The sequence below is a fragment of the Umezawaea sp. genome (assembly GCF_057122925.1).
Genome location: NZ_DBNGPQ010000145.1, coordinates 69,499 through 80,587 on the forward strand (window position 1 = coordinate 69,499; position 11,089 = coordinate 80,587).

The 11,089-nt window shown below is 72.6% G+C and carries 9 protein-coding genes and 1 pseudogene; 4 read left to right on the top strand and 6 right to left on the bottom strand.

Translation table 11 applies throughout. The features are described 5' to 3' along the window. Positions 1 to 166 precede the first annotated feature (166 nt). Positions 167 to 1,168, top strand: a complete 1,002-nt coding sequence (locus tag AC156L_RS33245) for a LacI family DNA-binding transcriptional regulator (RefSeq protein ID WP_330878659.1) — start codon at positions 167 to 169, stop codon at positions 1,166 to 1,168. Positions 1,169 to 1,250: 82 nt separating this feature from the next. After that, on the top strand, positions 1,251 to 3,245 hold the full coding sequence (locus tag AC156L_RS33250; protein ID WP_330878660.1) for a hypothetical protein: 1,995 nt from the start codon (positions 1,251 to 1,253) through the stop codon (positions 3,243 to 3,245). Positions 3,246 to 3,251: 6 nt separating this feature from the next. On the opposite strand, the gene AC156L_RS33255 is transcribed toward AC156L_RS33250, so the two are convergent. Then, positions 3,252 to 3,809, bottom strand: a complete 558-nt coding sequence (locus AC156L_RS33255) for a TetR family transcriptional regulator (RefSeq protein WP_330878661.1) — start codon at positions 3,807 to 3,809, stop codon at positions 3,252 to 3,254. A gap of 95 nt (positions 3,810 to 3,904) precedes the next feature. Here AC156L_RS33255 and AC156L_RS33260 point away from each other — a divergent pair, with 95 nt between their 5' ends. Continuing rightward, positions 3,905 to 4,735, top strand: a complete 831-nt coding sequence (locus tag AC156L_RS33260; protein WP_330878662.1) for an oxidoreductase — start codon at positions 3,905 to 3,907, stop codon at positions 4,733 to 4,735. A 273-nt stretch (positions 4,736 to 5,008) separates the two neighbouring features. Here the strand turns inward: AC156L_RS33260 and AC156L_RS33265 are convergent, their stop codons facing one another. Together AC156L_RS33265 and AC156L_RS33270 are read right to left on the bottom strand one after the other, a co-directional pair. Further along, positions 5,009 to 5,632, bottom strand: coding sequence for a UdgX family uracil-DNA binding protein (locus AC156L_RS33265; protein ID WP_330878663.1), 624 nt, complete (start codon positions 5,630 to 5,632; stop codon positions 5,009 to 5,011). Between the two features lie 3 nt (positions 5,633 to 5,635). Continuing rightward, positions 5,636 to 5,812, bottom strand: coding sequence for a CsbD family protein (locus AC156L_RS33270; RefSeq protein ID WP_330878664.1), 177 nt, complete (start codon positions 5,810 to 5,812; stop codon positions 5,636 to 5,638). A gap of 271 nt (positions 5,813 to 6,083) precedes the next feature. Between AC156L_RS33270 and AC156L_RS33275 the strand changes: the two genes are divergently transcribed. Next, positions 6,084 to 6,584 carry an ANTAR domain-containing protein gene (locus tag AC156L_RS33275; RefSeq protein WP_330878665.1) on the top strand — a complete coding sequence of 167 codons (501 nt, stop codon included), beginning with the start codon at positions 6,084 to 6,086 and terminating at the stop codon, positions 6,582 to 6,584. Here AC156L_RS33275 and treZ read toward each other — a convergent pair. The 3 genes and pseudogenes from treZ to AC156L_RS33290 all read right to left on the bottom strand — a co-directional run. Further along, the gene (treZ, locus tag AC156L_RS33280) at positions 6,524 to 8,284 is read right to left on the bottom strand and encodes a malto-oligosyltrehalose trehalohydrolase (protein ID WP_330878666.1); all 1,761 of its coding nucleotides are present in this window, start codon (positions 8,282 to 8,284) and stop codon (positions 6,524 to 6,526) included. The two genes, AC156L_RS33275 and treZ, sit on opposite strands and share 61 nt — an antisense overlap. After that, positions 8,281 to 10,479, bottom strand: a complete 2,199-nt coding sequence (gene treY, locus AC156L_RS33285) for a malto-oligosyltrehalose synthase (RefSeq protein ID WP_330878667.1) — start codon at positions 10,477 to 10,479, stop codon at positions 8,281 to 8,283. The genes treZ and treY overlap by 4 nt, the downstream gene beginning before the upstream one ends. After that, positions 10,476 to 11,089, bottom strand: a pseudogene (locus AC156L_RS33290) (glycogen debranching enzyme); the annotation flags it as partial. The pseudogene AC156L_RS33290 and the gene treY, both read right to left, overlap by 4 nt.

Sequence of the window (11,089 nt, forward strand, 5' to 3'; positions counted from 1 at the left end):
ACAACAGATACCTCCAGGTAGCACACACCTTGTGAGGAACCCTCAAACCTCCGAGGCGTTCCCAGTTTTACGAATCTGGTGTGCTCCACAGGCTTGTCTCCCCGATCTTGACGGCTCGCCGGATCCGTGTGCATCCTGCATGGCCGCCACGACGAGAGGAGCCGCCGTGCCGGTCACCATCAGGGACGTCGCACGCCAGGCCAGGGTGTCGGTGTCGACGGTGTCGCGGGCGATCAGCGCACCGGACCTGGTTCGAGCCGACACCAGGGAACGCGTGCTGGAAGTGGTGCGCGGACTGGGCTACCAGCCCAACCCCGCCGCCAGGAGCCTGATCACCGGGCGCACCGGGAACCTGGGCATCGTCGTCCCGGACCTCGGCAACCCGTTCTTCCCGTCCGTGCTGCTCGGGGTGCAGGCCAGAGCGCGCGAGTCGGGCAACTCGGTGTTCTTCTGCGACAGCGGGCAGGACGGCGCGACCGAGGAGGAGCTGATCCGCACGATGGCCCGCCAGGTCGACGGCGTGGTCGTGTGCGCGTCGGCCCTCGACGACGAGACGCTGGCCGAGCTGTCGACGCTGACCACGATGGTGCTGGTCAACCGCGTGCTGCCCGGCGTGCCGTCGGTGCTGCTGGACAGCGCGGCGGGCATGGCCGCCGTCGTGGAGCACCTGGCGGCGCTGGGGCACCGGCACTGCGCGTACCTCAACGGCCCCGTGCGGGCCTGGTCGAACCAGTTCCGGCGCACCGGGCTGCGGGAGGCCGCGTGCCGCACCGGGATGTCCCTGCACGAACTGGGGCCCTACGAGCCGACGTTCCAGGGGGGCGCGCTGGGCGTCGACGCGGCGCTCGCGGCCGGGGTCACGGCGATCATCGCCTACAACGACCTCATGGCGCTGGGAGTCCTGACCAGACTCGCGGAACTCGCCGTGTCGGTGCCGGAGCGCGTCAGCGTCACCGGCTTCGACGACATCCTGTACGCCTCGATGTGCGGCCGCCCGCTCACGACCGTGAGGATGCCCGCCGAACTCGCGGGCCGCGCCGCCGTCGAACTCCTGCTCGACCGGCTCGACAACGCCAACGGCACGGCGGAAGTGCTGCTGCGGGAACTTCCGACCACATTGGTCATCCGGGCTACCACCGCTCCCCCTGCCGGGCTAGCCCACCTCTGAAGACCTCCGACCACCGTTCCCCGCTCCCGGACCCCGCCTCCGGGAGCGCCTCGGCGGGCAGCCGTGCGACTACGCTGCGTGCGTGACGTTCAGCGGGTTCGACCCGGAGCTGCTGGGACAACTCCGCACCAGCGGGGCGCTGCGCGAGCAGACCTACCTCCTGCAACGGGTGATCCGCTCGGTCGAACCCGCGACCCTGCTGAGCCAGCACTCCTCGACGCTGGCGGGCCTGGCCGCCGAACTGCCCCGCACCCACGCCGCGCTGCTGAGCTACAGCGTGCTCGGGCAGCCGAAGGGCAGGCTGCTCAAGTCGTTGTGCCTCAACGCGGCCGCCGCCGTGCAGCGCGCCACCACGGCCACCGGGCACCAGCCGCTGGTGCACTTCACGCACACGCTCGCGGAGGTCGTGGACTACGTCGGCGTCTACCGCGACGACCGGCAGAGCCGGGAGGAGGCGGCGGCGTTCGCCGCCCGCCTGGACACGCTCATCGCCGAGCTGCCGAAGCTGCTGTGGACGCTGTTCGTGGACTCGTGGCACGCCACCGCGACCACGCCGGGCCGGTGGGCGCGGCTGGACCAGGTCAGCGACGAGGTGGCGTGCCTGGTGGCCGCGACCGACCGCGACCCCGACGCGCTCCAGCAGGAGCTGACGCACGCGCTGGCCAAGCACGGCGCCGACCCCGCCGCGATCTGGCAGGTCCTGCACCCGGACCTGGTGCGCCACCACGTGGCGTGCGTCGTGCACGGCGCGGGCGAGCTGTCCGGTCTGTCCGCCCTCGACCCGACTGCCCGCCAGTGGTCGGCCGGTCAGCCGGAGAAGCTCGGCTGGGGTCCGGCCCGCGACCGCCTGCGCCAGTTCCTGGCCACCGTCCCGGCGACGTCCACCACGTGCGTCGTGGCCGTCGACGTGGACGCCGTGGACAAGGCCAGCGCGGGCCGCCTCGCCCGCCGCCGCGTCACCGAGCTGCTGGACCAGTACGTCGCGGGCCACCGCCTGCTCACCATCTCCCTCGACCCGCGGATGCTGGTGACCCGCGCGGGCACCGTCCGCAGCGACGAGCTGACCCCGCGCCGGTCCACCGTGCAGCGCGCGTACCCGCTGGTGCAGCGCTGGCCGCGCGGCCTGCGCGAGGGCCTGCGCATGGCGCACCTTGCCCGCACCACCGACTCCCCGCTCACGGCCGCCGCGCTGTCGTGGGCGGCGCTGGAGGCGTGCGGCGTCAACGAGAAGGCGTCGCAGCTCGCGGGAGTCCTGTCGCTCCAGGCGATGCGGCAGCAGGTCGTCGAGGCGCACCAGCTCCTGCACCAGTCGGCGACGGCGTCGGCCAAGCACGCGCGCAGCCGGGTCGGCACCACGAACCGCCGCGTCCTGAGCCTGCGGCGCGCCGTCGACCGGTGCGCGCCCGACCACCCCGAGCACGCGCGGCTGCGCGCGGCGCTGCTCGCCGCCGACACCCGGCACAACGACGCCCTGAACCGCCAGGACGCGCTCACCGGGACCCTGCACGAACCGCTGGCCGTCGTGGGCCGGTACGCCACCCTCGACGACCACAGGTACCTGCTCGACGTGAACCGCTGGGTCGACGTGCTGCTCCCCGCCCGCCCCCACGACGACCCCGCGCTGCTCGACGCGCGGGTGGCCGTCCACGACCTGCTCCCCCACGTGGCGCCGCTCGCCGCCCGCCAGGTCACCGACTGGCAGGGCAGGCTCGCGTCCGCGGGCGACTGCGCGCGCTGGCTGGTGGTCACCCAGGAGCGGATGCGCTCCCTGCTGGACGCGCTCTACAGCGCCCGCAACCTGGCCCTGCACTCCGGGGTCTTCCAGGCCACGGGCGACGTCGTGCTCGGCCTCGGCGGGCTCATGGTCGTCGACTTCACCCTGGAGGTCCTCGGCAACTGGTACCGCAACGCCACCGGTCCGGACGCCCACGCCTCGCCGCTGGAGGTCGTGCGGGAGCTGGCCGCCCGCCAGGAGGACCTGTGCGGCAAGCTCCGGGGCTCGCACGGCGCGGCGTTCCCGCTCAACGTCGAGTGGCTGACCAGCCCCAGCACCGAGGGCGCCTGGGACAGGGCCTGACCGGGTTCAGGGCGCGGTCAGCCGCCGCACCGCGTCCACCACGGCGGCGCGGCGCTCCTCGCGGTCGGGGGCGAGCGCGTCGAACTCCGGGTTCATCGACGACCACGACGTGCTGACGGCCTGGACCAGCGCGAGCAGCGCGACGGGCGGGTGGTGGCGGGCCAGCACGCCGTCCTCCTGCGCCCGCGCCACCTCCTCCAGCCGCTGCCGGTTGACCTCGACCACGGCCTCCAGGTGGGCGCTGCCGGGCCGTTCCAGCCGGTACCAGACGGACAGCCGCCGGGCCGCGGGGTTGTCCTCGAAGTAGTCGTGCAGCCGTCCCGCGTAGCCGGGCAGGTCGGTCGCGTCGAACGGGACCCGCACCAGGAACTCGGCCACGTGGGCGGTGAACACCGCGTCGAACAGCAGGTCCTTGCTGCCGTAGTACGCGTACAGCATCGCCTTGTTGCAGCCCGCGACCTCGGCGATGCGGTTCACCCGCGCGCCGGCGATCCCCAGTTCGGCGAACTCCGCCGTGGCGGCGTCCAGCAGCTTCTTCCTGGTGCGGTCAGCGTCTCGGATCACCCGACAAGGTTACCAACCAAACAGTCGGTTGACAGCGGCGCCCACGCGGTGTTCCCTGGAAGTATCCAACCAGTCGGTTACAAGAAGGGGCCACCATGCCCAAGACCTGGCTCGTCACCGGCAGCTCCCGCGGTCTAGGCCGGGAACTCGCGCGGGCGGCGCTCGACCACGGCGACACCGTGGTCGCCACGGCCCGCGACCCGAAGGACCTCGTCGACCTCACCGCGCGGTACGGCGAGCGGGTCCGCGCCGTGGCGCTGGACGTCACCGACCCGGTCGCGGCGCGGGCGGCCGTGCGGACCGCCGTGGAGGCGTTCGGCTCGCTCGACGTGGTCGCGAACAACGCGGGCTACGCGAACTCCGCCCCCATCGAGCACACGCCGGACGAGGACTTCCGCGCGCAGGTCGAGACGAACCTGTTCGGCGTGGTGACCGTGACCAGGGCCGCCCTGCCGGTGCTGCGCGAGCAGCGCTCCGGGCACTTCCTCCAGTTCTCCTCGATCGGCGGACGCGTGGGCGGCACCCCCGGCATGGGCGCCTACCAGGCCGCGAAGTACGCCGTGGAGGGCTTCTCCGAGGTCCTGCACAACGAGGTCGCGCCGTTCGGCGTCAAGGTGACGATCATCGAACCGGGCGCGTTCCGGACCGACTGGGGCGGGAGTTCGATGAGGATGGCGCCGGTCGACCCCGACTACGAGTCGACCGTGGGGGCCGTCCACCGCTACCGGCTCGACGCCGACGGCAAGCAGGCGGGCGACCCCGCGAAGGCGGCCGGGGTCGTCGTCGGGATCACGACCCTGCCCGACCCCCCGCTGCGCCTGCTGCTCGGCTCGGACGCCCTCCGGATCGCCGCCGAGTCCTCGGTGGCGAGGGCCGCGGAGGCGGAGGCCTGGGCGGGGACCAGCAGGTCGACCGACTACGCCTGACGGGTGAAGTGTGACGTGGGCCATATCCGTTGCCGGACCTGGATTTCGCGCTTAGTTTGGTCTTACACGAGGAAGGAGGTGGTCCGAAGTTGTATAGCTATAGGACTTTTCGTGAGGTGTCCGTCCGCTAGGACCGCCCGTTAGGGACCCTTTCCGGAGCGGCCTGGCGAGTTCCAGGCAGGCACCCGACCCCCGGCACCCCGAGCCCAGTCCAGCTCGGTCCGCACCTCGTGCGGGTAAACGGTCCGGGGGTCGTCCCATGTCCCGGCCCGATCACAGCGCCGCGTGGACCGCCTCCAGGTCCCGCGCGAACTCCTCGAACGCGGCCTCGCGGTCGTCCGACCGCAGCACGGCGGACGGGTGCACGGTCGTGAGCACCGAGCACTCCCGGTCGCCGACGGTGGCCCGCTCCACCTCGCCCCGCCGTTCGCTCACCGAGAACGAGGGGCCCAGCAGGGCCTTGGCGGCCACGGCTCCCAGGCACACCACCAGTTCCGGCCGGACGGCCCGCACCTCGGCCGTCAACCACGGCAGGCAGGCCACCACCTCGCCGCGGGTGGGCTGCTGGTGGATGCGCCGCTCGCCCCGCTGCTCGAACCTGAAGTGCTTGACCGCGTTGGTGAAGTAGATCTCCGACCGCACCAGGCCGACGGCCTCCAGCGCGCGGTCCAGCAGCTTCCCGGCGGGTCCGACGAAGGGGTGTCCGGCGAGGTCCTCGCGGTCCCCCGGCTGCTCCCCCACCATCATCACGCGGGCCTTGGCGGGTCCTTCACCGAACACGACCCGCGTCGCGCCGACGTGCAGGTCGCACCCGCGGCACCCCTCCGCCGCACGACGCAGCGCCGCCAAGCCGCCCCTCTCGGGGACGAACTCGGCGGCGCCGCGGTGCGCTACCACGACTCAGTCCTTGCGGAAGGCGTCCTTGACCTTCTCGCCCGCCTGCTTGAGCGAACCCTTGGCGCGCTCGGCGCGGCCCTCGGCCTGCCACTGCTCGTTGTCGGTGGCGTCCCCGACGGCTTCCTTGGCCCGACCCTTGAGCTCCTCGGCCTTGTTGCTGATCTTGTCGTCGGCACCCATGACCGATCCTCTCCGTAGACGGTTGATCCGCGGCTCGGGTACCCGTGGCGACCGGAGGTAAACAGCGATCGGCCGGTGTACTACGGTGATCGTTAGCGGTTGAAAAGCCAGCCGCAAGCCATCGGGTGTCCTCCTGCGGAGGGCACCCGTGTCAGCGAGGGACGACGGCAGCGCGCCGGCGTCGCGCGGTGGGCTTGCCTGAGCTTTCCGCTGGCCGTCTCCCGCGTTCTGGCATGGCTTCCATGTCCCGACGTGTGAGAGGAGCCCGACCGTGGTCGGGGATAACGGTCAGGTGGATCCGCTGAGGGTGCGGATCGCCGGCCTTGAGGCTGAGGTCGCGGGCCTGCGCAAGGCGTTGCAGACCCGCACGGTGATCGGCCAGGCCACGGGCCTGATCGCGGCCGTCCAGGGCCTCACCCCGCAGCAGGGCTTCCAGCTGCTCGTCCGGATGTCGCAGCACCACAACGTGAAGCTCCACTCGATCGCGGTGAAGCTCGTCGACCTGGCGGGTGAGCTGGGGCCGCGGCAGGCCGTGCGGTCGGTGCACCTGCCCGTGGAGCCGCACGAGCGGGCCGAGGAGCCGCAGTGGCCCGGCGTCGACGTCGTGGAGGCCGCGCGCCAGCTCGTGGCCGCGCACGAGGCGGCGCACCGCGTGGACGGTGCGTCCGCCGACGTGCGAAGACAGCTGGCCGACGAGCTGACGCTGGCCGGTCAGCTGCTGGCGGAACGGCTCGCGGACGTGGGCTGGTTGGACGACGAACCGGTCGCCTGAACGATCGCGAACGACTCGGCGGGCAGGCGGACGCCCTCGTCCACCAGCGCCACGTCGCCGGACGCGAGCAGCACCGAGCCACCGTCGACGTCCAGTGCCCGAGTGACCGCCGTGGCGCCGAGGTTGCACACCAGGCGCAGGTCACCGCGGCGCAGCACGAGCACGGTGTCCACCTGCTCGACGGCGAACTCGGCCAGCCGCGGGTCGGCCAGCTCCGGGTGGGCCCGGCGCAGCGCGATGAGCGACCGGTACAGGTCGAGCACCTCGCGGTGGCCGGGCTCGTCGACCTCGCTCCAGAGCAGCGTCGACCGCTCGACCGTCGCGGGGTCCATCGGGTCCGGCACCTCGGCCTCGCCCCAGCCGTGCGCGCCGAACTCGCGGCGCCTGCCGGTGCGGACCGCGTTCGCCAGCTCCGGGTCCGGGAAGGACGCGAAGAACTGCCACGGCGTGCTGGCGGCCCACTCCTCCCCCATGAACACCATCGGGGTGTACGGCGAGCAGAACACGATCGCCGCGCCGCAGGCCAGCAGGCCCGGCGACACCGTCGCGGACATCCGGTCGCCGGTGGCGCGGTTGCCGATCTGGTCGTGGTTCTGGAGGTACGCCAGGAACCGGTGGCCCGGCAGCACGCGGGTGTCGACCGGGCGGCCGTGCGTGCGGCCCCGGAACGACGACCACGTGCCCGCGTGGAAGAACGCCTCGCGCAGCGTGCGGCCGAGCGCGCCGGGTTCGGCGAAGTCGGCGTAGTAGCCGTGGGTCTCCCCCGTCAGGGCGACGTGCAGGCAGTGGTGCAGGTCGTCCGACCACTGCGCGTGCAGGCCGTAGCCGCCGCCCTCCCGCGCGGTCACGAGCTTGGCGTCGTTCAGGTCCGACTCGGCGATCAGCGTCAACGGCCGCCCGAGCCCCGCCGAGAGGGCGTCGACCTCGACGGCCAGCTCCTCCAGCAGGTGCGTCGCGCGGCGGTCGAGCAGCGCGTGCACGGCGTCGAGCCGCAGCCCGTCGACGTGGAAGTCCCGCAGCCAGCCCAGCGCGTTGTCGATCACGTACCGGCGGACCTCGTCCGAGCCGGGGCCGTCGAGGTTGAGGCCGGGGCCCCAGTCGTTCTGGCCCGCGAAGTACGGGCCGAACCGGTCGAGGTACGCGCCGGAGGGCCCGAGGTGGTTGTAGACCACGTCGAGCAGCACGCCCAGACCCCTGCCGTGGCAGGCGTCCACGAACCGCTTGAACGCGTCCGGACCGCCGTAGGGCTCGTGCACCGCGCCCCACAGGACCCCGTCGTAGCCCCAGCCCGCGGTGCCGTCGAAGGAGTTCACCGGCAGCACCTCGACGAGCGTGACGCCGAGGTCGACCAGGTGGTCGAGCTTGCCGATGGCCGAGTCGAGCGTGCCCCCAGGGGTGAACGTGCCGACGTGCAGCTCGTAGATCACCCCACCCGGCAGCGCCCGCCCGGTCCAGCCGTCGTCGGTCCACCCGAACGCCGAGTGGTCGTACCGGCGCGACGGCCCGTGCACGCCTCCCGGCTGCCACAGCGAGCGCGGATCGGGCAGGGCGTCGTCGGAGTCGTCCAGCAGGAACGCGTAGTCGGTCCCGTCGACGGCGGCCGACCACCAGCCGTCGGGGGCCGCCGTCATGGCGTGCTCGACGCCGTCCACGCGCACGCGGACCCGCTCCGCGGCGGGAGCCCACACGGTGAAGGTCACGAGGTCTCCCGAACCAGCAGCGCGACCGGGTACCGCTTCAGCAGGCCCGCCACCGAGGTGCCCGCCTCCCGTCCGTTCAGCACGTCAGTCCACTCACCCGGCGGCAGCGGCAGCACGGTGTCGCGCCAGCCGCCCGCGGCCGCGAGGCCCAGCGGGAGGCGGGTGGCGACGACCACGAGGTCCGGTGACCGGTGGTACGCCACGAGGTGCTCGGCCGCGACGCCCTCGGCGGGCAGCGGGCGGTAGCCCCGGAACAGCTCCGGCCGGTTCCGGCGCAGGCGCAGGGCGCGTTGCACGACCAGGAGCTTGGCCGCGCCGGTCTCGTCGACCTCCGGCAGCCACCAGTCCTCGATGCGGGCCAGCAGCTCGCGCCGGACCGCGTAGTCGACGGGCCGCCGGTTGTCCGGGTCGACCAGCGACAGGTCCCACAGCTCGGTGCCCTGGTACACGTCCGGCACGCCGGGCGCGGTGAGCTGCACCAGCTTCTGGCCCAGCGCGTTCGACCAGCCCGCGGCGCGGATCCGGCCGACGAACGCCTCGATCTCGCCGCGCGTCACGGCGTCGCCGAGCACCTGCTCCGGCCACGCCGCGACGGCCGCCTCGAACTCCTCGTCGTGGTCGACCCACGTCGTGCGGAGCTTCGACTCCTTCGCGGCCTTGTCGAGGTAGTCGCGCAGCCGGTCGGGGCCGATGGGCCACGCGCCGACGATCGTCTGCCACGCCAGCAGGTTCAGCGACGGCTCGTCGATGCCGTGCCGCTCGGTCCACCGGCGCACCAGGTCGCCGAACTCCTCCGGCAGCTCGGAGAGCACGGCCAGGCGGGCCCGCACGTCCTCGGAGCGCTTGGTGTCGTGCGTCGACAGCGTCGTCATCGACTCGGGCAGGGCCGCGTCCCGCTGCGCCGCGAGGGCGTGGAACTCCTCGACGGGCACGCCGAAGCGGTCCGGTGCGCCGCCGACCTCGTTGAGCGCCGCGAACCGGGTGTACCGGTAGAACGCGGTGTCCTCGGTGCCCTTGGCGACGACCATGCCGGACGTCTGCTGGATCCGGGTGGCGAGTTCGCCTCCGGGGTCGGCGCGGACCTGCTCGTCCAGCGCCTCGGCACCCTTGACCCGCGACACCGCCGTCGCCCAGTTCTGCTCGCCCTCGGGCAGGTAGGAGCGGTACACCGGGAAGTTGACCATCACGTCCGCGACGGCCGCCTCGGCGTCCGCCCGGTCGACGCCCTCCACGAGCGCGGCGATCCGGCGGACCTCGGCCCGCAGGATCGAGTCCGTGACGAGCTTGCGGCAGGTGTGCTCGACGGCCTCGAAGTCGGTCTCCTGGCCCAGTTCCGCGGCCAGCGCGGTGAAGTGCTCCTCGGCGCGGGGGTCGACGAAGAGGCCGCAGACCTCGCGCAGCGCGTCGTAGCCCGTGGTGCCCTCGACCGGCCAGCTCGTCGGCAGCGGTTCGCCGACGCCGAGGATCTTCTCCGCGACGATCCAGACGCCCGAGCGCTCCTTGAGCCGCCGGAAGTAGCCGCCGGGGTCGGCGAGGCCGTCGGGGTGGTCGACCCGCAGGCCGGTCACCTGGCCCGCCGCGACCCAGCGCAGCACCTCGTCGTGCGTGGCGTCGAAGACCTCGGGGTCCTCCACGCGCACCGCGGCGAGCGTGGTGATGTCGAAGAACCGCCGGTAGTTCAGCTCCTCGTTGGCCCGCCGCCAGTGCACGAGCCGGTAGTGGTCCGACACCGGCAGGCGGTGGTCGTAGTACGTCACGACGTCGCCCTCGGTGGTGGGCTCGCCCTCGTCGCCGAGGATGGGCACCAGCACCGGACCGGCGGACCAGTCGATGTCGAAGTACTTGGCGTAGCGGGACTCCTGGCCGTGCTTGAGCACGTCCCACCACCACGGGTCGGTCTCCGGCGCGGCGACGGACATGTGGTTGGGCACGATGTCGAGCACGAACCCGAGGCCCGCGGCGGAGACCTTCGCGCTGAGGGCGAGCCGCCCCTCCTCCCCGCCCAGTTCGGGCCGGGCGCGGGTCGGGTCCACGACGTCGTAGCCGTGGGTGGAACCCGGTGCGGCGTCGAGGATCGGGGACGCGTAGACCGCTCCGACGCCGAGCCGCTCCAGGTAGTCGACGGCCTCGGCGGCGTCGGCGAAGGTGAAGCCGGGGTGCAGCTGGAGCCGGTAGGTCGAGCTGGGCGCGCTCATTCGCCACCCGTCCTCTGGAGGACGACCAGGGACCGCGCGACGAGCGTGAGCTTGCCGCCCGCCGGGATGGGCTCGCCCATCTCCGGGATGCGCACCTCGCCGGTCGCCGTGTCGACCACCACCGTCCACTCCGGACCGTAGCCCTCCTCGGGCAGCGTCACCTCGATGTCCTCGTGGTGGGCGTTGAACGCCAGCAGGAACGAGTCGTCCACCACCCGCATGCCCCGCTGGTCCAGGTCCGGGATGCCCTCGCCGTTGAGGAACGCCACGACGCAGCGGCCGAAGTCGTCGCCCCAGTTGTGCTCGGTCATCTCCTTGCCCTCGGGCGTGAACCACGCGATGTCCCGCAGGTCGTCACCACTGCGGATCGGCTTGCCCGCGAAGAACCTCCGCCTGCGCAGCACCGGGTGCTGCTTGCGGAACGCGGTGAGCGCGCCGGTGAACTCGATCAGGTCGGCGTTCTCCTCGGCCAGCGTCCAGTCCACCCAGGAGATCTCCGTGTCCTGGCAGTAGGCGTTGTTGTTGCCGTGCTGCGTGCGGCCGAACTCGTCACCGTGCAGCAGCATCGGCACACCCTGCGACAACAGCGTCGTCGCCAGCAGGTTCCGCC

Bases quoted from the DNA above. Each gene is read 5' to 3' on its own strand.
- AC156L_RS33260 (WP_330878662.1), top strand. From the start codon at position 3,905: ATGCCCAAGACCTGGCTCGTCACCGGCAGCTCCCGCGGTCTAGGCCGG.
- AC156L_RS33270 (WP_330878664.1), bottom strand. From the start codon at position 5,812: ATGGGTGCCGACGACAAGATCAGCAACAAGGCCGAGGAGCTCAAGGGT.
- treY (WP_330878667.1), bottom strand. From the start codon at position 10,479: ATGAGCGCGCCCAGCTCGACCTACCGGCTCCAGCTGCACCCCGGCTTC.